The sequence below is a fragment of the Desulfobacter curvatus DSM 3379 genome (assembly GCF_000373985.1).
Classification (GTDB): Bacteria; Desulfobacterota; Desulfobacteria; order Desulfobacterales; family Desulfobacteraceae; genus Desulfobacter; species Desulfobacter curvatus.
Genome location: NZ_KB893013.1, coordinates 46,406 through 68,584 on the forward strand (window position 1 = coordinate 46,406; position 22,179 = coordinate 68,584).

The 22,179-nt window shown below is 49.9% G+C and carries 15 protein-coding genes; 9 read left to right on the forward strand and 6 right to left on the reverse strand.

Annotated features, from left to right (window positions below):
- Window positions 1-2 precede the first annotated feature (2 nt).
- A complete protein-coding gene (locus B147_RS0109285) occupies window positions 3-1,313 on the forward strand; it encodes a S41 family peptidase (protein WP_020586939.1) in 1,311 nt (436 codons plus the stop codon).
- The gene (locus B147_RS0109290; protein WP_020586940.1) at window positions 1,300-2,532 is read left to right on the forward strand and encodes a divergent polysaccharide deacetylase family protein; all 1,233 of its coding nucleotides are present in this window, start codon (window positions 1,300-1,302) and stop codon (window positions 2,530-2,532) included. The genes B147_RS0109285 and B147_RS0109290 overlap by 14 nt, the downstream gene beginning before the upstream one ends.
- Here the strand turns inward: B147_RS0109290 and B147_RS0109295 are convergent.
- Window positions 2,529-3,065 (reverse strand): YkgJ family cysteine cluster protein, encoded by a 537-nt coding sequence (locus tag B147_RS0109295; protein ID WP_020586941.1) that lies wholly within the window; start codon window positions 3,063-3,065, stop codon window positions 2,529-2,531. The two genes, B147_RS0109290 and B147_RS0109295, sit on opposite strands and share 4 nt — an antisense overlap.
- A 285-nt stretch (window positions 3,066-3,350) precedes the next feature.
- On the opposite strand from B147_RS0109295, the gene B147_RS0109300 reads away from it, so the two are divergent.
- From B147_RS0109300 to B147_RS0109320, 5 genes are all read left to right on the forward strand, one after another.
- The gene (locus B147_RS0109300) at window positions 3,351-3,773 is read left to right on the forward strand and encodes a DUF4019 domain-containing protein (protein WP_020586942.1); all 423 of its coding nucleotides are present in this window, start codon (window positions 3,351-3,353) and stop codon (window positions 3,771-3,773) included.
- Between the two features lie 123 nt (window positions 3,774-3,896).
- Window positions 3,897-6,386, forward strand: coding sequence for a PTS sugar transporter subunit IIA (locus B147_RS0109305; protein WP_020586943.1), 2,490 nt, complete (start codon window positions 3,897-3,899; stop codon window positions 6,384-6,386).
- A gap of 303 nt (window positions 6,387-6,689) precedes the next feature.
- The gene (locus B147_RS0109310) at window positions 6,690-7,385 is read left to right on the forward strand and encodes an ATP-binding cassette domain-containing protein (protein WP_020586944.1); all 696 of its coding nucleotides are present in this window, start codon (window positions 6,690-6,692) and stop codon (window positions 7,383-7,385) included.
- Window positions 7,375-8,142, forward strand: coding sequence for an ABC transporter permease (locus B147_RS0109315; protein ID WP_020586945.1), 768 nt, complete (start codon window positions 7,375-7,377; stop codon window positions 8,140-8,142). Before B147_RS0109310 ends, B147_RS0109315 begins: the two co-directional genes overlap by 11 nt.
- The gene (locus tag B147_RS0109320; protein WP_020586946.1) at window positions 8,139-9,134 is read left to right on the forward strand and encodes an ABC transporter substrate-binding protein; all 996 of its coding nucleotides are present in this window, start codon (window positions 8,139-8,141) and stop codon (window positions 9,132-9,134) included. The genes B147_RS0109315 and B147_RS0109320 overlap by 4 nt, the downstream gene beginning before the upstream one ends.
- Before the next feature lie 140 nt (window positions 9,135-9,274).
- Here B147_RS0109320 and B147_RS0109325 read toward each other — a convergent pair whose 3' ends face one another.
- Together B147_RS0109325 and B147_RS0109330 are read right to left on the reverse strand one after the other, a co-directional pair.
- Complete coding sequence (locus B147_RS0109325; protein WP_020586947.1) at window positions 9,275-10,723, reverse strand: amidohydrolase family protein; 1,449 nt, start codon at window positions 10,721-10,723, stop codon at window positions 9,275-9,277.
- A gap of 58 nt (window positions 10,724-10,781) precedes the next feature.
- The gene (locus B147_RS0109330; RefSeq protein WP_020586948.1) at window positions 10,782-11,201 is read right to left on the reverse strand and encodes a hypothetical protein; all 420 of its coding nucleotides are present in this window, start codon (window positions 11,199-11,201) and stop codon (window positions 10,782-10,784) included.
- Window positions 11,202-11,541: 340 nt separating this feature from the next.
- Between B147_RS0109330 and B147_RS27975 the strand changes: the two genes are divergently transcribed.
- Window positions 11,542-16,398 (forward strand): alpha-2-macroglobulin family protein, encoded by a 4,857-nt coding sequence (locus B147_RS27975; RefSeq protein WP_020586950.1) that lies wholly within the window; start codon window positions 11,542-11,544, stop codon window positions 16,396-16,398.
- 77 nt (window positions 16,399-16,475) lie between these two features.
- Window positions 16,476-18,860, forward strand: a complete 2,385-nt coding sequence (gene pbpC / locus B147_RS0109345) for a penicillin-binding protein 1C (RefSeq protein ID WP_157237835.1) — start codon at window positions 16,476-16,478, stop codon at window positions 18,858-18,860.
- A gap of 29 nt (window positions 18,861-18,889) precedes the next feature.
- Here the strand turns inward: pbpC and B147_RS0109350 are convergent, their stop codons facing one another.
- The 3 genes from B147_RS0109350 to B147_RS0109360 all read right to left on the reverse strand — a co-directional run bounded on the left by B147_RS0109350 (window position 18,890) and on the right by B147_RS0109360 (window position 21,637).
- On the reverse strand, window positions 18,890-19,534 hold the full coding sequence (locus tag B147_RS0109350) for an HAD family hydrolase (RefSeq protein ID WP_020586952.1): 645 nt from the start codon (window positions 19,532-19,534) through the stop codon (window positions 18,890-18,892).
- Between the two features lie 97 nt (window positions 19,535-19,631).
- Entirely contained in the window at window positions 19,632-21,023 is a 1,392-nt protein-coding gene (locus B147_RS0109355; protein WP_020586953.1) for a S8 family peptidase, read from the reverse strand.
- A 14-nt stretch (window positions 21,024-21,037) separates the two neighbouring features.
- A complete protein-coding gene (locus tag B147_RS0109360; RefSeq protein ID WP_020586954.1) occupies window positions 21,038-21,637 on the reverse strand; it encodes an NUDIX hydrolase in 600 nt (199 codons plus the stop codon).
- Window positions 21,638-22,179: the final 542 nt, after the last annotated feature.

Here is a 22,179-nt window from a genome sequence, read left to right on the forward strand (position 1 = left end):
AGATGAAAAAAATGAATTGGGCCGGATTGATGAGGCTCTGGCTTACTGCGGCCGTGATCCTGATGCTGACAGCAGGTTCAGTGCATGCGGCTGAAGAAGAAACCTATCAATCCTTAAAACTGTTTGCCGACGTCCTGGAAGAGCTTGAAAAGAATTATGTGGACGAGGTCAAGCCCGAAGAGCTGGTACACAATGCCATAAAGGGTATGGTGGGCAATCTTGATCCCCATTCCAGCTTCATGCCCCCGGATGCCTTTGGGGATCTTCAAGATGATACCAAAGGGGAGTTTTCCGGTATCGGCATCGTTATCACCATGAAGGACGGAATTCTTACGGTCGTCTCCCCCATTGAAGGCACACCTGCCTACGCGGCCGGTATCACCGCCGGTGACATCATTGTCAAAATTGATGACGCGTCCACCAAGGACATGGCCATGTGGGAAGCGGTGAACAAAATGAGAGGGCCACGGTACGAAGAAGTTAAAATCACCATCATCCGGGAAGGGGCATCAGCACCGCTGATCTTTACGCTCAAGCGGGATATGATCCCCATGACCAGCGTACGCTCGGCCATACTCACACCGGGGTTCGGGTATTTAAGAATCACCAATTTCAGAATGAACACCCTGGACGATGTGACAGAGCAGCTGTCAAGCCTGGAAAATCAGGGAGACGGGCTTAAAGGCCTGATCATTGACCTTCGGGATAATCCAGGCGGGCTGCTGGACCAGGCCATTCGAATTTCCGACCTGTTTATCGACAAGGGAACCATTGTGTCCATCAAGGGACGCATTGAAAAAAACAACCAGGTGTTCAAGGCCCATCCGAATTTCCCGGAACGTAACTACCCCATTGTCACGCTGATCAACGGCGGTTCTGCGTCAGCTTCCGAAATTGTAGCAGGAGCCCTTAAAGACAACTCCCGGTCCCTGATTATAGGCACAACATCCTTTGGCAAGGGTTCGGTGCAAACGGTGCGGCCTCTCAAGGACGGGTTCGGGCTTAAATACACCATTGCCCGATATTATACCCCCAGCGGACATTCCATTCAGGCCAAGGGCATCCAGCCAGACATCCGGGTGGAGGCGGGAACAGTGCAAGAAGCCCAAAAAGAGGATTCCCCCTTTGACCAGATGCTCAAAGAAAAAGATTTGAAAAACAGTCTTAAACCCGAAGAGGAAGAGACAAAAAATAAGAAAAAATCCCAAAAAGATGCTGAAATCGAAAAACTCAATAAAGATGTCCAGGTAAAACGCGCCCTTGATATTCTCATCAGCTATGGTGTGTTCAGTAAAATAAATGGCACAAACTAAATCCACGGGAGGCACAAAAAAAAGTCCGGGCAAAAAGACAAAGGCTCCCCCCCAAAAAAAAGCGCCCAAAACCGCAAAAAAAACGAGCGCAAGAACAAAAAAAAAGTCTGGAACAAAGAAGCCTGCTAAGAAAAAAAGCCCCGGTTTTTTCCATGAGGTAAAAAAAACGGTACTGGGTATTGCTATCCTTGTCTCGGTCTGCCTGACTGCAGCGATGCTGGTTGATATTTTTATACAAGCCGGTCGGCCCGTGGCACCAAAATCCCAGATGGACAGAAAAGTGGCGCCTGAGGCACATCCGCAAGATCCGGTTCCGGTCCCCCCCCGGCAAAAGCCCCTGCCCCGGAAGACAAAGCATCCGTCAACCGACGAACCAAAACTCATATCCAAAGCCAAAGGGCTAAAGGAAAAAAGCCATGCTCCCGGCAAAAGCAGTATACCCAAGACACCCGTGCCCAAAGAGGGCTCGGATATTGTCTACGAAGTGTATGATGATGTAACGCCGACGCCCCCAAAAAAGGCTGTGCGGCCCCAAAAGGATAATTTTGTACCCCGGATTGCCATTATCATTGATGATATCGGATACAACAAAGAACTGGCCATGGGCCTGCTCAACATAAATAAGAATATCACCTTTGCCATTTTGCCCTTCTCTCCTTCCGGAACACAACTTGCCCGCAGTCTGTCGGCAAAAGGAGCGGAAGTGATGCTGCATCTTCCCATGGAACCGACCCAGTATCCCAAGGTCAACCCCGGACCGGGGGCGTTATTGTCTTCCATGTCACCAGATGAGCTTTTAACCCAGCTTCGCAAGGATATCCATGCGGTTCCCGGCACAGTGGGGGCAAACAACCACATGGGGTCCAGGCTTACGGCGGATTCAGACAAAATGAACCAGATTTTTACGGTGCTCAAACAAAACAACATGTTCTTTGTCGATTCCAGGACATCTGCCGAATCCAAGGGCGAGCAGTCCGCCCGTATGTTTCAGCTGAAGTTTTCCCACAGGGATGTATTTCTGGATAACTTCCAGAATGTCGAGTACATTTCAGGCCAAATCAAAAAACTGATTAAGCAGGCCAAGGACCATGGCAGCGCCATCGGTATCGGCCACCCCCACCAGGCCACCCTGGATGCGCTGAAACGCGAGATTCCAAAACTTAAGGGAAAAGTCCGGCTGGTGCCTGCCAGCAGGCTTGTCGAGGTGCCCAAAAGCTAAAGGGCCTGGTATAATTCCAGGGCCTGGTCCACAGGTATCCGGTCGGGCAGCCCGTCTTCAAAGCAACTGACAAAATGGTTGTTCACAGCGGTTAAAAGGGTATTCATCCGGTCAAGGTCCAGCATATCAGACCGATCCAGTTTTTTTACGCCCTTGAAATTTTTAGGACAAAAATCCACCATGGCCCTGCCGTCTTTCTCCATGTACAGGGGATATCCGTGGGTCCTGCAGATAATGGGGCGGGCCTCATAGACCATACAGACATGGTCCACCAGCAGGGGGCAAGAGCGATCGGTCTGCTGGGCCTGCCCAAGAATCCTTTCCCGGCATGGGACATCCAGACGGCTGAAGGCCATAGACAAGGCAAATGCCTCAACCGGAAACAAAGACAGATGCCTGCAACATTCATCACACCCTTTTTTGCAGGCAAGCCGGTCTTTGTGGATACTGGCAAGCCTTTGGATATGTTCATCCACCCGTGTGATCAGTTCCGTGTAATTTTTCAATAGATTATCAAGCACATGTTCGGTCATTGTATTTACCCCCCCATCTATTTTCAGCACCCCTTATATCTTACTTGTCATGAAATGCAAGCGATCAGGATAATGGAAATTTATCTGGCCTGGATTATTTAATTGATTTTTTGGCAATAGTAAGGCTAATCTCAAATAAAATTAATTTTCGATTTTGGGCCAACCGGTCTGAATTGGTTGGATATCATTCGAATTTTCAAAACATGCTGTTAACCGTCGATGTCATCAGGCCACACCAGAACGTGAGTTCTGCGATGGGAATCAAAAACCAAGGGGGAAACTAAAATGCCAAAATACATAGCCGTTACATATATGCTTGCAATTTTATTATTAGGGACAAATGCGATGTGTGAAGATTCATCAGGAAAAGAGATGGCATTAACAAGTGCAAATATATGGTTGGCGCATATCGATAAAGAAGAATATGCCGAAAGCTGGCGCAACGCAGCAACTCTTTTAAAAGACGCCATAACGGTACCCCAATTGGAACAATCGGTATCAACGGCAAGAAAACCTTTTGGGAAATTGATTTCAAGAAAAGTGACCAAACAAGAGTATCATACCTCATTGCCGGGAGCACCGGATGGCAACTATTATGTTATTCAATTCTCCTCAAAATTTGAAAACAAAGCAAAAGCAATAGAAACCATCACAACGGTAAAAGATGAAAATGGGGCTTGGCACGTATCAGGGTATTTCATCAAATAATCTGCCCATCGGGATGGGGTGTGTCCCATCTCTGAAGAGCCATCTTAATAATAGAAGCAGAGTGTTCAAATTTTGGATCACTAACCGGAAGCTGGCATAAATTATCTTCAAACGGATAAGAATATGGATTGTCTCGTATTTGCTGCAGGATTTTGCATTATTGCCCTGGCTGCCAGACAGATCGGCGACACATTCAAACAGGCCGGCTTTCCCCTGATCAGCGGTTTTTTATTCACCGGCATCATTGCCGGCCCCCATGTTCTGCACCTGATACCCAGCCAAGCCGTTTCAACCCTGACCTTTGTGGACCAGGTTTCTTTGGGGCTGATCGCTTTTGCCGCAGGCGGGGAACTCTATCTCAAAGAACTCAAGTCAAGGCTGGTGGCCATTGGATGGATTACATCGGGGCTTGTGATCTCAACCTTTACATTGGCTTCCCTGGCGCTGTTCACCCTTGCCGGCCATATCCCTTTCATGGCGGCCATGCCGGTTTCGGGAAGGGTTGCCGTGGCCATCCTTGCCGGAGCCATTCTTGTGGCAAGGAGCCCGTCCTCGGCCATTGCCATTATCAATGAACTCAGGGCCAAGGGGCGGTTTACAAAAACGGTCATGGGGGTGACGGTCATCATGGATGTGGTGGTCATTGTACTGTTTGCCACAGCCACCACCATGGCGGACGCCCTGCTTACCGGCTTGACCGGGAATGCCGGGTTTGTCTTTTTTCTGGTCCTGGAGATCGCATTATCCATGTCCCTTGGCATTCCGGTGGCCGGAATTTTGTTTTTCATACTCCGGCTTCCCGCCTCTTTTGTTTTGAAATCCATTCTGATCCTTTTAACCGGATACCTTGTTTTTATCGGTTCTATAGGCCTTCGCGCCTTCATCCACCATACGATGACGGTTGAAATTCTGATTGAACCCCTTTTGGTCTGCATGGTGGCCGGTTTTCTGACAGCCAACTCCAGGCGGTACAGAAAAGAATTTCTTGACCTTCTCAGCTGTGCCGGGCCAGGAATTTACATTGCCTTTTTCACCCTGACCGGAGCCTCCATCCGTCTTGATATCCTGGCCGAGACCTGGCCCATTGCCCTGATCCTGTTCGGGGTCCGCATGCTTGCCATATTTACGGGATCTTTTTTGGGCGGGTGGCTGGCCGGAACCGGTGCCCAAAGCAGCCGGACCTACTGGATGGCCTTTATCACCCAGGCCGGCGTAGGGCTTGGGCTTGCCAAGGAGGTAGGAATAGAATTCCCCCAATGGGGCCCTTCTTTTTCCACAATCATGATATCCGTTATCGTCCTGAACCAGATCGTCGGCCCCCCATTGTTTAAACTGGCCATCAAGCGGATGAAAGAGGATCATACCCCGGCCAAGCCCAATGCCGTCACCGCACCACGGAATGTGGTAATTTTCGGAACAGACAGTCAGTCCACGGCACTGGCCCATACCTTGTTTTCCCATGGGTGGCGTGTAAAACTGGCCCAGCCAAGAGGCGGCTCGACCTTAGCCGGCCTGGAAAACAGCCCCCAGATACCTGTCCAGGTTGTGGACGGGTTTGATTACAAATCCCTTGAAAAAATCAACTGCCGGACCGCAACGGCCATTGTGACCCTGCTCAGCGACAGGGAAAACCTGGATATCTGCGAAACCGCTTTTGAGCATTTTGCCACCCAGACCCTGGTTGCCCGGCTCAATGACCGCAGCAACCTTCACGCATTTGAGGATATCAACGTATTGGTCGTGGATCCTTCCACGGCCATTATCGGGTTGCTGGACCACTTTGTCCGGGCACCGGGTGCGGCTTCCCTGCTGATGGGGTTTCAGCGGGGCCGGGATGTGGCCGACGTGACGGTCCGCAATCCGGACCTTGCAGGCATTTCCCTAAGAGATCTTCGCCTGCCCTTTGATTCGGTGATTATGGCAATCCGGCGCAGGGGAACGCTCTCTGTTCCCCATGGGTTTACCCGGCTGGAGACCGGAGACCGGGTCACGGTCATGGGCACCACAGCGGCCTTAAGGGAAATAGCCCTGCGTTTTGGGCGCCACGAGGGCCAGGCCGCTTTAAATTTAATAGAGCAGGCCGTGCCCGAACAATTAAAAAAGAATGGAATAAAGCCTTCTCTCATTGAAAACGGACACAGAGACCGGTTTGATCTTTTGGTGGAAAAGGCCGTGGTGGCGGATCTCAAACAGGAAATGGACAAAAACACCTTTTTTGAACTGGTAGCAAAACAGATGAGCAAACAAGTCAATATCTCCGCATCCACCCTGTTTGAAATGCTCAGCCAAAGGGAAAACGAAATAACCACGGTGCTGGCCCCGGGACTTGCCATCCCCCACATTATCATTGAAGGAGAAAACCAGTTTGGCATGCTGATTGTCAGGAGCAAAAAGGGCATCATTTTTTCTCCCCAGACCCCAAGCGTTCATGCGGCCTTTGTGCTGGTGGGCACAAGGGACGAGCGGAATTTCCATCTTGAGGCCCTGTCTGCCATCGCCAAGATCGTTATGGACCCGAGATTTGAGCATAAATGGCTCAGGGCTCGTTCTACCAAGGCGCTCAAAGAGTTACTCCTGAATGCCGACCGGGATCGCCGGCCGCCGCCTCCCTGACAAATCCGCTTTTCCATAAACACAGTAAGCGGAAACTTTTTAGGACGCCATCAATATTGATTTTTTGTGCCGGACCCGGTATGCATTAACCAGTTTAAGCGACAGACATGGACTGACCCCGGGCATATCGACCTCCAGGCTCAATCCACAACTAACGACCATGGCTGATCTGGTTTTTCACCGTGGTTCAGCCCACAACGAAAGTTGAAAGATCTGAGTAACTTACCCAGACTTTATTATAAAAATTATGATAGTAATTCAAAAAATTATTGTGACACTCACACACTCCCATTGGAGAGGGCTATGCGGTTTGAATGCAGGGGGCTGACTTTCACCTACCCGGAGGCGGAAAATCCGGTTCTGGAAAATCTTAACTTTTCCATGACCGCACCGGGATTTAATGCTGTTTTCGGGCCATCAGGCGTGGGGAAGACTTCCTTTGCCAGAATTCTTGCCGGCGGCAGCAATGGCCCCGGGGGGCGTGCGTTGACCTATGACGGCATTTCCACTATTTTGTATTCTTACAACCAAGAGCGTCTGCCCGGCTGGTCCAGCACCGGCAGTCACCTGGAAAAGGTGTGCCCCTCAAAAAATTCAGACCTTAAAAAAGAGCTTATTAAAATTTTTAAAGTGGACGCCCTGTTGGCGTCACGCTTTTCCCAGCTATCCATGGGCCAGCAGAACCGGATGAACCTCATCCGCTACCTTATCCAGGACTTTGATCTGCTGATACTGGACGAAAGTCTTGCCAATGTGGATGAAGCCTTGCGGGAAACCATTGTCCTGGCCATAAAAGAGATCTTTCCGGACAAGCTGTTTCTGTATATTTCCCACAATCTCATGGAAGTGGCACGATTCTGTAAAGACATTCTGGTGTTAAGCCGGCCTGGAAAAAGCAAAAGCGCCGTCGTGGTCCAAGGCCAGGATTATGAAACAGGATATACAGCCGCCCCCAAGGCCATTGATCAGTCTATGCTGGAGATTATGAATGCTGTTTAGACGAATCTACCAGTTTCTAATTGTCTATTGTCTTGGTGTCACAGGCCTGTTGGCCATCAAATATGCCGCGGGCCTGTCCAATTATGTTATTCCAGGTTTACCGCTGATCTTTGACACGGCACACCGGATGCTGGCCGGCTACTTCCTTGACGTACTCAACACCCTTTCGGTAACTGTGCTGGGCCAGATGATCTCCATTTTCATGGCCTTTTTTGTGGGAATCCTCGGCCGCAAATCATCCTGGGCAGGCTCATTTATCAAGGTCATGGCCTATAACATCCAGGCCTATCCCATTGTGGCCCTGGCCCCGATTATTTTTATTCTCATGGGAGACGGATTTTTATCCCGGCTGCTCATTGCCTCCATGATCTGCTATTTTCCCTTGCTGTTATCGGTTTTAGGGATCATGGCCTCACCCATCAAGGACATTGAACATTTTTATATTGCCACCGGCCGGATGCGCTGGCAGTTGGAAGTCAAAATCCGGGCCTTTGAAAATTTAAACAAACTGACCACCGTGATTGCAGGATCATCCACGCTGGCCATGGCCGGCACCATTGTGGCCGAATTCATTGCCGCAGATCAAGGCATCGGTTACAGTATACGCATCGCTCTGTACCAGAGTGATCTTGCCTGCATTCTTGTGGCCTTGTTTTCCATCGGCATTATCATATCGGTTTACCAGGGCATTCTGGAAACGGTGGGCGAACAAATGAAGAACAAATGGTCTGCACCAAAGGGAGGAGATCTGATATGAACCCAAACATCAAAACTGTGACCAGGGCAGGATTCATGGTCCTGTGCATGATACTTTTTTTTGCAACCGCGCCCGCCTTTGCAGGCGATACGCTGAATTACCGTCTGAAATGGCTCTTCAACACCTCTGTGGCCGGTGACATCATTGCCGATACCGGCGGCTTTTTTAAAAAAGCAGGGCTGGATGTCTCCGTAAATGAAGGCGGGGCCGGAAAAAATGCCATCAAGGAGCTTGAACTGGGATATGCGGACTTTGGCGTGGCATCTGCCGACCAGGTCATCCGGGCCCTTGAAAAAGGCGCAGATGTGGTGGTTTTAGCCCAGCTGTTTCAAGTTAACCCCATGCAGTGGATATACCGGTCAGACCAACCTGAAATTAAGGATCTTTCCAATTTAAAGGGCCGGCACATCGGAGTCACTTTCGGGGGGAATGATGAAACCATCATAAACACCCTTTTAGCCAAAGCTGGGCTCACGTCAAAAGATGTCCGCATCTCAAGTGTCAGGTTTAATTTCACCCCGTTTTTAAAAAAAGAAGTGGATGTGTGGCCGGTATACCGAAACTCCCAGGGGGTGATCCTGGAAGAAAGACTGGCTGCGGAAAATGAACAGGTAAAATTCTTCAACCCCGCAGACTACGGTGTCTCCTTTGTGGCCAACTCGGTTGTGACATCAGGCGCCATGATGAAAAAGCACCCGGACACGGTGAAGGCTTTTATAACGGCGCTGCTGTCAGCCTGGGAATTTGCAATGGATCCGGCCAATGAGCCCCAGGTTTTAACCCAGATTAAAAAGAAGGATAAAGGCACCAGGGACAATATCCGCCAGAAGCAGCTTGAAGCCACCCGGCCTTTGATCAAACCGGATAAAGGAACAAAAATCGGTATAATTGATGCACGGGCATGGCAGCAAACCGAAAGCATCATGATTAAGGAAAAGCAGATAATGACCCCGGTGGATGTGACACGCTGCCTGGTTGGGCCTAAAAAATAGAATCCTTAGGCAACGCACAGAAATAAATACCGAAATAAAACGCACTGAGTCCAAGCCTTCCATACCGGGAAATATGGAAATATCCTAAATCCGGCGGATGAACAGCCCATACCTTTGCCAAATGACTTCTTTAGCACGGTTTACTTAAGTATTGAATCGGAATACCCTGACATCTCAGCTTCAAATTTTTCAAAACGAACGTCAAGAAAATGGGTTAATAAATCCTTATTTCTTTCAGAAAGAAAGGAATATTTAATACTATTGTATACATACTCCTTAACCGTTTTATAGCTTGGTTTATACCTGGCAGCCAACAAAACATACTCACCGGTTAAATTATTTCTTGAAACCCCGGAATCATCAGTACAGATAACCACTGGGACACCATATGCTGAGTATATAAGATAAGGGTGGTCATTACCTTTAACACCTAATATAAATTCATTACTGGTAAAACAAATCTCTACGGCAGATTTTTCTTTGATTTCCCGCAACAGGCTAATCGCGTTTTCTTCATAAGGCAAATCCACGCCATGCCCAATTCTTTGAGCATTTGCTATCTGTATAGCCTGGGAAATATGGAACTTCAAATTTTTGGGGCGCACCATGCCAAGAGTGAGTTCACCAGCATGCAATGCTCTGTTAACATTTGGAAATTTTTTATTTAAATATGCAAACATATGCATATGCAGCTTGTAATCTGCGATTGCAACCACACCATTTTCAGGGCCAACGATGTTGACGCCTACTAGAAAATCGGACTGCTCAACAGCTTTAAATGCTGAATAGAGAGCTGAAAATACGGTGCTTGGTGAACTGTTTCTTGATGCATAAGTTTGATAGCGCATCATAAATTGATCATCATCTATCCCCTTATGAGCAGCTTCTATTGTCTTGATGAATGCATGGATGGTATTCTTAAACGCATCATCTGCATCTATCTTGGAAGATAGTTCATCAAAAAGTAAGAAAATAGATTTATCGCTGGCAGCATTTCTAATCTTTTCATCAAACGACGTATCCGGATATGAATAACCTACTGATTTAAGCATAATCTCGATAAAACTGACATTTTCTTTTATGGCCCGCTCTTTCAAAATCATTAGTCCTTTATGGTAACTTTGGGAAATTGGGCCAAAATAGCTAAATGTATTAAAAAAACAAGCGTCGGGAGGTAATTGTAAATGGTAATGATTCTGGTAATCTTTGTCAGACCAAAATGTTAAAAGTTTTCTATACAGCTTGGTGTCAGAACGTAATTGATCAACTGAAATACTGCTGTCCGTCTTTACCTTACTGATCTTAAATGTTTCTTTGTCTATCCAATAACCGGCATCAGCAACCCAATCCAAATATGTTTCCGCATAAATACTTCCAGAGTAATGATTGTGTAAGTCTCCACCCTTGGGCATTTTAGAAAAGAAAAGAGTAAGCTGAGCGATATTAGGTGATTCGCCTTCTATCAATTTTTCGTAAAGCGCCGCGGTTTTAAATGCATTATCAAACTCAGCATTTGATTTTATCCCGAGAGTTGAACATCCGACTATCGTAAAAATTGCAACAATGAATATACCCAATCTAAATTTCATATCTCCCCCCCTACCAATATATTTTTCATGTGCTGACGAAAAGCTGAGGGGCACGAGGTTATGAGCGGCCCTCTTCAGCGACTGGTTCGCTGGTTTTTATTATTGGATTTGAAAGGTATTTAATTGATTTCGCTCTCCAAAATGGAACAAAAATCAACCCTGTCTTACTATCTTCATTCCATTCATCACCATCCCTGCTTTCAACTGACCATGAATATGGCTTGCTACCACACTTTACGACTTTTAGTCGGCATTTATCGCTTAAACCGAATCCGAAACAATTCAGGGCTTCATCCTCATTATCAAATTCCTCATGCCATCCATCAAATCCGACTGTGAATCCTGGATTATTATCAATTAGCCAAACGGTAAAACCATTTGGAGATGTCGGCTCAACAGAAATCTTGTTGTCATCAATTTGACAATTTAGTTGAGGATACTTTTTTAGTTTTTCTTTTATTTTATCGCTTGCGCTCATAATTTTAGACAGCGAACAAGTTGATCTGTGGTTTCCGTTTATCTTTCATATTCACTTATCTAACGGGATACCACCCGAAAAGTTGGAATATGCAGATCTTAATAACTTTTTAACATATCGATTAAAAAATTCTTACCATTACCCGAAATGATTCGTAAAGGATTTAATTTAAAATCTATATTGCCACAAGCGCCACTCAAATGTAAAGTAGAGCAAGTTTTCATCAGCAAAATTTAACCACCTGGCCCTGGTTTTTTGTTGTACAAGACAACTCTTTTTTAATTTCCTGCACCAGTAAAGGGGCATAAAAATTTCCATGGACCCAATGAAGGACAATAACATGAAACATTTTCGCCTGCTTTTTTTACCGGTACTATCGTTATGCCTGCTTCTTTTCGCAGTTCAGGGTATAGCCCAAAGCGCTGAACTTGAAGCCCGTTTTGCCGGTCAGCAGACCGTGGACGGACAAAACGCCCTGGCCGTCACATTTTCTCTACCCCTGGATACGATACAGGACTTAAGCAAATATTTCAGCATTATTGAACAAGCAGACGACGCCCCTGTGGACGGTGCCTGGATCCTGGCCAAGGATACCCAGGTGGCCTATTTCACCCAGATAAAACCGGACACCGCCTATACCATCCATGTGGCAAAAGGCCTGGCACCGGCCCAAGGCGAGGCCCTGGCCGAAAAAGTCATGTATGAGGTGACCACCCGGTCGGCCCAACCCATGATCGCATTCGGTTCCACGGGATTCATCCTGGCCACGGACCTGGTCAAGGGGCTGCCCGTGGACAGTCTGAACATCAAACAGACTGACATTGATTTTTTCAGGGTACGGCCGGATCAATTGACCGGCTTCAAGGATGAATTCTGGAGTTCCACATATTTAAGGTATTACCGGTCTGATGAGCTGGCGGACATCGCAGATCTTGTCTATACCGGCCGCTGGGATCTGGACATTAAAAAAGACTTACGCTCCCGGTTCAACATCCCCATCACCCATATCAAGGAACTCAAAACACCCGGCATTTACATTGCCGTACTCCGGGGTGCAGGCCACTATCAATACGGCTACCGCATGACCTGGTTTTCCATTTCCGACTTGGGGGTACATGCCAGGGTATATGACACCTCTATCCGGTTTTTTATCCAGAGTCTTTCAACGGCAGACCCAATAAAAAAGGCTGTCATCAAGGGACTCGATAAGGAAGGAAAAATTCTGTTTGAGCAGGCAACGGATAAAGACGGCCTATGCGTGATAAAAGGACATTTTGAAAAACTGGCACTGGTGTCTGTTTCCAAAAAGAATCATATCAGCCTGATGGCCATGGATACCCCGGCCCTTGATTTGTCTGAATTTACCATGGGCGATGCCCTGTTCAGGCCCCTGGAGCTATTCGTATACGGCCCCCGGGCCATCTACCGTCCCGGGGAAACCGTAGTACTTGACGGCATCTTGAGAAACCAGGACGGCCGGACGGCGCCTGGGATAAAAGTGGCGGCCACGGTGGTTCAGCCCGATGGAAAAGTCATCCGGGAATTTACCTGGAAACCGGGCAAAGGCAATCATTTCAACACCAGTTTTCAGCTGCCCGCCAATGCGCTGACAGGAAAATGGCGGGTGAAATTCTCCAATGGCGATAATGCGTTTAAAGAATATCCCTTTCTGGTGTCCGAATTTCTGCCCGAACGTATGAAGCTGGTCATAGACCAGGCAGACAACAACATTCTGTCCCCGGATAAAGACCTTGCCATCCACATCCAGGGCGACTTTCTGTACGGGGCACCTGCAAGCGGCAGCCGGGCCAATGCGGTGATCCACGTGAAACAGGCACGGGATCTGTTCAAAAAGACCTTACCCGGTTTTGAATTCGGTGACATCACAGATCTCGTCAACACCACCTACACCTGTGACGATATCCGCCTGGACGAAACGGGAAAAGGCGTTATTGAGGTGGATAATCAATGGAAGGAAGTGACCTCCCCTCACTGGGTTACGGCCAATGTCAGCCTTTACGACTCCGGAGAACGCCCGGTGGTGAGAAACGCCTCCTGGCAGGTGTGGCCGGCCCCAAACCTTGTGGGCATCAGAAACATGTCCGGAACAGAAGACGACCCTGATCAGGTACCCAACAATGATACGGCAAAATTTGAAGTGATCCTGGCAGACACCCAGGGCCGGCTTAAAGCAGCCCGGGGACTGAAGGTTACAGTAATCCGGGAGCACCGGGAATATTACTGGGAATATAAAGACGACGCGTGGCACTGGGGCAGCAACAGCCAGTTCTATCCCGTGGACCGGTTTGATCTTGATATTCCGGACCAGGGCAAGGCCCAGGTAAATGTTCCCGTGGAATGGGGCGGATACCGTCTGGAAATAAAAAATCCCGCCACAGGCCTGACAACATCCAAAAGCATCTGGGCCGGCTGGCGGCCCCAGGGGCAGGGGCAAAAAGATATGAACCGGCCGGACAGGGTGGACCTGACCCTGGACAAACCCGGATACCGGGCCGGGGATACCGCCCGGGTGATGGTTAAGGCGCCCCAGGGCGGGAAAGGCTTTTTATTTGTGGATGGGGCAGACAATCTTTTAACTCTGCCCATTGATATTCCTGCCCGTGGAAAAGAGATTGCCGTTCCCATTGACCCGGCCTGGGCCCGCCATGATCTCTATGTATCCGCACTGGTAATCCGGCCCGGAGAGAGCAGGAATGCAAAATTGCCCAAGCGCTCCGTGGGACTGATCCATCTGCCCCTTGACCGTACCGGCCGCCGTATGAACGTTGATATCCAGGCCCCGGAAAAAACAGAACCCAACCGCCGGGTGGATGTGACGGTCAATCTGACAGATGCTGACGGCAAACCGGCCAAAAACGCCATGGTCACCCTGGCTGCCGTGGACTGTGGAATTTTAAACCTGACCCGGTTCAAAACCCCGGACCCATTCGGCTATTTTTTCCAATCCCGGAAATACAGCCCAGAAATCCATGATATTTACCAAAAACTCATTGAAGCTGCAGACGGCAGTTATGCAAAAATGCGTTTTGGCGGGGATATGGCCACACTGACCCGGGGTGGGGACCGGCCGTCAACAGATGTGCAGATCCTGGCCATCCACCAAAAGGCGGTTGATGCAGACGATCAGGGCAACGCCCTATTCCACCTGGACCTTCCCGACTTCGACGGACAGGTGCGGATCATGGCCATTGCCCATACGGACAACACTTTTGGTTCCGGGGACAAGGAGATGATCCTGGCCTCGCCCATCGTGGTCCAGGCCACCATGCCGCGTTTCCTTTCCTGCGGCGACCAGGGTTTTATAATGCTGGAACTGAACAACTTAACAGATATTACCCAGAATATAACCCTGGAAACAGACTTCATCGGACCGGTGTCTATCACTGGACAGGCCGATCACACCATAGCCCTGGAACCCCATAAACGTAAAAACGTCAAACTGCCCATTACGGCAGGCACCACAGCGGGCCGGGCACACATCACCTGCCGGATAAGAGGCATTCAGGGTCCGGACGTCTCCCCGGAAATGACCAAAACCTGGTTCCTGGAAACCCGGTCGCCCTATCCCCATAAAACCCAAACCTGGCAAAAATTGCTGACACCGGGACAGAAGTTTTCCACGCCGTCTGCCGCCCTGAACACTTTGGTGCCGGATACGGTAACCGTGATGGCCAGCCTGGATTCGGAGCCGCCGGTGAACCTGGCCCAGCATGTGAGTGAATTGCTGGCCTATCCGTACGGGTGTCTGGAGCAAACCGTATCAGGCTTTTTCCCCCATATACTGCTCTCCTTTGATCAGTTTGCACAATTGGGTGTTGAGGCAGGCACCAAGGAAGCCACCAGTGAAAAAATCAGACGCGGCATCCAGCGCCTGCTTGAAAAGCAGAAAAGCTCCGGCGCCTTTGGCCTGTGGAGTTCCCAAAGCCCGGAAAGCCCCTGGCTCACGGCCTACGCCACCCATATGATGGTCGAAGCTGTGGACGCAGGGTATGAAGTGCCTGTAAGTGCGGTGAAAAAGGCACTCACCCGCCTTGCCGTATATGTTCGCCGCCCCAAAGCCATTCGCAGCCCGGGATGGACCGACGGCAAAATGTTCAGGGCGGCCACCCGGGCCTATGCCGCCTTTGTCCTTGCCCGGGTCAGTTCCCTGGGACTTGCGGATGCCCGGAATGTCTATGCCTATGTGAAAGCCAACCATCCCACGCCCTTGAGCCTGGTCCATGCGGGCACGGCCCTTGGGCTTGCCGGAGACCGTACCCAAGCGTTTGGGGCCTTTGACCTGGCCCTCAAAACCCGGCGGGATGACGAACGGATGTATGGCGGAGACTACGGTTCCAATGTCCGGGACCTTGCGGCTGCCTACTATTTTGTCACCACCTATTTTGCCGACTATGCATTCCGGGGCGTATTCCTCCACGACCTTTCAGCCGAGCTGAAAGAGCGGCAGTGGCTCTCCACCCAGGAACGCAACAGCCTGGTCATGGCAGGAGCGGCCAAACTGGCCCATCCGGCCGGAGCATGGGCTGCCGATGTAACCGTCGGAAACAAGACCGGTGCCCACACCGGAAAGGGTCCGGGACGGGTGATATTCACAAAAGGCACTGCGGCCGGGGGATTCACCGTGAAAAACACCGGCAAATCCAATCTTTATCTGGATCTTGTGCTCACAGGATATCCCAACAGCCTGCCGGCCCCCCAAAGCAATGGTGTCAGCATTTCCAGGCAGTTTCTGGATACCAACGCAACGCCGGTGGATATTTCCAAAGTGACTTCCGGGGACCGGCTCATTGTGGCCTTGAAGGTTGGATCCAAAAAGCAGCAACTGCCCCATGCCCTGGTGGTGGACATGCTGCCTGCCGGATTTGAACTGGAAGATCCCAATGTGTCGGGATCATTCCTCATTGATGACATAGAGGTGGATGGCAAAACCATTTCCCAATGGCATGACGGTTGTAATACGGCCCACACCGAATACAGGGATGACAGATTTATGACAGCCCTGAATCTTGGTTACAGTGAAACCTGCCGGATTTTCTATGCTGTGCGGGTGGTCAGTCCCGGTGTTTTCAAGGTCCCGCAGCCACTGGTGGAAGATATGTACCGGCCCTATATCCGAGGCGTGGGTAAAACTGTTGACCGGACCCGTGTGAATTCTCCCGGTTCCGGGCAAAACTGATATGACGAAGAACTTTATCTGAAAGAATCAAAAAAATTGCTAAGTTACTTTCATGTTTTGTTGTGGGTTGAGCCTAGGTGTTGATAAACCAGGTCGGCCCATGGCCGTTAGTTCCGACAAAAATTGGCCGGATACTGATCTTTGTTCTGGTGGCAGGTGGTGTCTGCTTTATTGCATTGGACCATTTGTTTCCCTTTGATACCTTGGAACGTTCCATATCCACCGTTATTGTGGACCGTCACCAGACACCCTTGCGGGCCTTTGCCGACAAAAACGGGGTATGGCGGTATCCGGCAAGGCCCGGGCAGGTCTCTTCATTGTACCTTCAAGCCCTTCTGGCCTATGAAGACCGCTGGTTCTATTACCACCCCGGCATCAACCCCCTGGCCATCTGCCGGGCGTTTTTCCAGAACCTGATCCACGGCCGGATCGTATCCGGCGGATCAACGCTCACCATGCAGACCGCCCGGATTATTGATATGGGGGAACAAGGAAACAACCCGTCGCCCCCAGGATTTTTCCCGCGCATGGGTGTCAAATTGCGCCAGATGTTCAGGGCACTTCAGCTTGAATACCACTTTACCAAAGATGAAATTCTTGGGTTATACCTTACCCACGCACCGTTTGGCGCCAATATCGAAGGAGTCAGGGCGGCCTGCTACACCTGGCTGGGCAAGGATGCAAACGAAATGACCCGGGCCGAAGCAGCGCTTATGGCCGTACTGCCCCAGGCACCCTCCAGATACCGGCCGGACCGCCATCCTGACAGGGCGGCAAAGGCCCGGGATAAGGTTCTTGACCGGATGGCCCGGTTCGGCCTTTGGACCGCAGACCAGATCAAGGCAGCCAAGCAGGAACCGGTGGTCTCTTTCAGGTTTCCCACATCCATGACAGCGCCCCTGGCAACCCGGCGGCTGAAAACCATTTACCCGGATGCAAAAATCATCAATACCTTTATCGATGAAAACCTGCAGATGCGCATGGCAGAACTTTTGCGGGCATATATGGAAAGGCTGCCGCCAAAACAGTCGGGTGCCGTGCTGGTGGTCAATCACAAAACCTTGGAAATTGAAGCCTATGCCGGGTCTGCAGATTTTTTCAATTCATCCAGGCGTGGCCATGTGGATATGATCCAGGCCCTGAGGTCTCCGGGTTCCACGTTGAAACCTTTTATTTACGACCTTTCCATGGATCAGGGACTGATTCATTCCCATTCCATGCTCCTGGACGTGCCAAGATACAAAAAAAACTATAACCCGGGCAATTTCACCCGGGGATTTTCAGGGCCTGTCACCGTAACCCGGGCGTTGCAGGATTCATTGAACCTGCCTGCGGTCCAGGTGCTGGAAGCATATGGTCCGGGCCGGTTCCACGATAGATTGCGCAACGCAGGAGCCCGGTTCAAATTTGAAGGTAAACCCAATCTATCCATGGCCCTGGGCGGTGTGGGCACAAGCCTTGAATCCCTGGTGACCCTGTATACGGCCATCGGGCGCGGCGGCATTGCCGGCAAGCCGCGGTTGTGTCCCTTGGAGCCTGTGCAGGAACGGTATCTGATGAGTCCCGGGGCCGCCTTTATCATCCGGGAAATCCTGTCCCGGCCCTTTCCGGGCAGACAGGGCGTCGGCAGGTTGTCCGGCGCATTGTCCATAGCATGGAAAACCGGCACCAGTTACGGATTCAGGGATGCCTGGGCCATGGGCCTTAAGGGGGATTATACGGTGGGGGTATGGATCGGCCGCCCTGACGGCTCCCCGTCTCCGGGACAGTATGGAGCCATCACGGCGCTTCCGCTTCTTGGCCAGGTGATGGAAAATTTAACTGCCGGCACGGGAACACAGGAACAACCTGAAAGCGTATCAAAGGAGACCGTATGCTGGCCGTCCGGTCTTGCAGCATCCGGAATCCGGGATCGGGCAAAGGGGGCTTGTGCCAAAAAATTTGATGCCTGGATACTGAACGGGCAGATTCCGCCAACCATGACCGGGGAAACCGGCCTTACCGCCCCATTGATCCGGACGTTCTGGGTGGACAGCAAAGGCATGCGGGCAACACCGGCCTGCGGGGGTATTGAAAAGAAAACGGTGGTCTTATGGCCATGGCAGGCTGAGCCCTTTATCCCGGCCCGTTGGCGACGGGCTGCCGTGCTGCCCAAGGATTCGCCCGGCTGTCCCGGTATGGCACCCCTGATTCTACCGGATATAAGGATTATTTCTGTTTCCGACAACAGCATCCTGACCTGCCAACCGGGCCAGACCGGTTCTCCCACCATCCCCCTAAGGGCTTTAGGCGGCAGGGGCGAACGTCAGTGGTTTCTCAATCAAACACCTTTGATGAATACCGGCGGATCAGCCCCATTTTTTATGCCCATGCCGGTGCCGGGAAGGTATCATCTGGCCGTGGTGGATGAATCCGGCAGTTTTGACCAGGTCTGTTTTTCCGTCATTGAACTCAATCCTTGATTCCTGCAACAGCGATCAAAATGCAACAATCAAATGTGCCGAATGCCGTTCAGTTCCAGGGGGGATGATACACAGCAACCGGCCCCTGCGTCTTCGAGATCCTGCCGGCTGCCGTATCCCCATAGAACGCCTAATCCGTAAATGCCGTTCTCTTTTGCGCCGATCATATCATAGGATGTATCTCCCACCATTATTGTGTCAACGGGTTCAAGATTCTCCTGCTCCATCACATAGGCGATCAGTGAGGTTTTATCTGCCCTTGTTCCATCCATCTCAGCACCGTGAACCGATTTGAAAAAAGGGGCCAGATCAAAATGATCAATGATTTTCTCTGCAAAAAGCCTGACTTTTGAGGTGGCAACGAAAAGGGTATGCCCGTTTTCCTTCAGGTCCTTAAGGGCCTTTGGAATGGTTTCGTATACCTGGTTCTCAAACATACCGATTTTTTGAAAACGTTCCCTATAAAAAATCACAGCTTTTTGCGCCCGATCCATATCGCCATCCAGAAGTTTGTAAAAGCTGTCCTGCAACGGTGGACCAATACACCACCCAAGGCTTTCGGCTTCCGGGGCCCTGGCATTCAATTTTTCAAGGGCATAAATAATACTTGTTGTGATCCCTTCAAACGGGTCTGTCAGCGTACCGTCCAAGTCAAATAAGATATTTGTTTTCATAATTTAATCTCCTGCCGCATACAATACCTTCTGCAGGAGATTTTTGTAAATTAAAGTTTGGCAGGCAGGAAAGGATGTGATTATAGCGCTGTTCTTATTAATCCAAATTCATCAGCTCTGCAGCGTTAATGGTTTTGGTACCCGGGTGTTTTCTTAAATAGTCGGCGATCTTGCCGGCAAGGTAGGCTGTGGAGATGGATGTGCCGGCATAAGTTCCCGGATCTCCTTTGGATCCAACGGGAAGGGACGCAAAGCCGGGAGCGGCTAAATCCACGAAGTCACCATAGTTGGACATCTCCCAGGCCTTTCCGTCAGGCCCCAGCGCGGACACTGCGATCACGGATTCATAGGCCGCCGGGTACACAGGGTCTCCGGTGGGCGAATTTCCGGCCGCAGCTACCACCACCAGTCCTTTTGACGCAGCGTAATTGACGGCTTTTTCCAAAAAGGCCGAGTCTGTTTCGGAACCCCAGCTCAGGCTTAACACTTTTGCCCCATTTGCCAGTGCATATTCAATACTGGACATGAGCGTGGAAGTCGAGGTAAATCCGTTATCATCAAAGGCCCGGACCGACAAAACCGGATTGGAAAATTCGTCTGGTTCAGCGCCCATGGGGCTGACCTGGCCCGATGCGATGAGCGCCATCTGGGTGCCGTGCCCAACATTGTCTGAAATTGAACTTTCCGGATTCAAGGCGTCAAAGCTTCCCTGAATATACCCTTGTGACCGGTATGTTTCCATAAGGCCGGTATCCAGGACGGCTACGGCAAATGAAGAGGGCACAGGGGGTGTGTCCGATTGTGTCTGTGTGCCGGCGGATTCACTCACCCCTGCGACCCTTGGCGTGCTGTCGGCCCTGTAAGCATAATCAGGCTCTGCCGTACCTGCAATTCCCTCCTGTTTAAGTCTTGCCAGGACCTCATTGAGGTCGGCATTGTCCTGTGAGATCAGAGCGTAGATCCCAAGGTGCGCGTTGACAAGTGTGATTCGGGCACTTAGGTCTTCAATAAGTTTATTAACCTTGCTGGTAGAGACCTGCCGGTTGAAGGTCAGCAAAATTCTGTTTTGGACATAATATGCCCCTGTTTTGGGATCCTGGACTATGTCCAGATTTTTTGACGTCCGGAGGGTTCGGGCTGATTCTGTTTTCCCGGGGCGGAATACAATAACTTCAGACAGCTTGGGCTCGCCGTATAGGGCTTTGGTCCATATATAGGAATGGTTAAGCCCGGCCAGGATCTCATCGAAACCGTCCTGAATCTCTTTGTTAGAGAACTCTTTTGAGATCAAAGGGTTGATCTCAGGATCTATCCTGATTTTAATCCCGGCCATCGCCGCCTGTTTAAGCAGATCCTGAAGAGGCGTATTCTCAGCTGCCACACAGAGCCGGTCGTTGACAATGGTTAAAGAAGCGGCCCGGCAGACACTGATGACAGGTAAAACAATAAAAAAAACAATAATCAACAATATTTTTTTATGGCATAACAAAAAATATCATCCTGTTAAAATGAGGTGTCGGCTATCACGCCCCCACTAACCGGTGAAAACTCAAGATCCTTGATCTTAAACTTAAAATTCTCGGATTTAAATGAATGATTTCCTGCATTTTCCCGGTCTTTGAAATAATCATCCAGGGTTTCACGGATAACATCAAAGGCAATTTTGTCCCACGGGATATCTGATTGGGAAAACAGACGAACATCCGTGCTTTCCGTTGTGGGGCCAAAATCCTGGGATAATAGTTCTGCAATAAACATCAGGTAAATCTGGTCCACAAAAAGGATATTGAACATCCTGTAAGGCGATAAAATCCGGACCTCAACACGGGTCTCCTCCAAGGTTTCACGAACGGCGCCCTGCTGAACGGATTCCTCATTTTCAAGATACCCGGCAGGAAGGGTCCAGCACCCTTTCCGGGGCTCAATATTTCGTTTGCACATTAAAATTCTGTCCTTGAAAACTGGAATCGTACCCACAACCATTTTGGGATTTTCATAATGAACATGGCCGCATGACTCGCACACCGCCCGGATATGGTCATCGTCCTGGGGGACCTGGCGGGTCATGGAATGGCCGCACTGGGTGCAAAATTTTATTGACATCTGTTACCTTTATTCCTAAGTTTTGCAAAAAATTAAAATTCTGCCTTTTTCATTCATACAATTTTCTTACCATAAAATTTTATGATAAGGAAATCTTCGTAGTAAAGCAATTGGGAAAATCAAAGGACCTGATCATTGTGTCCGACATTTATTAAATGTAGCGGCTTGGAATAATTCAGGCCGGGCTCACTTTTGAACATACCGAATAGTTTACACAAAACCGGATAGCATTTCAATGTTGTAGGGTGGGCAGCAGTGCTGACGCATAAATAATAAAAGGTCGGCCGAAGTTGTTCCGCCCACTCCTTTTTGGGAAAATTCCGCCTTTCCTTCTTTCAGAAGGCATCGGAAAGGTAGTTCTTCCTACACAAACCATGGCCTGTACCGAAGATTTTCATTCCGTCCGGGCATAGTTCTCCCCCATTCCAGGCTTGAAACTGTTTCGATTACCTGTCCGTGGTTGCCGTCTCACACTAATCGGAGTTGAAAGGGGGCGGACAGACGCTCTTTCAGCCATGGATAATCCAACCAGGGACCGGACA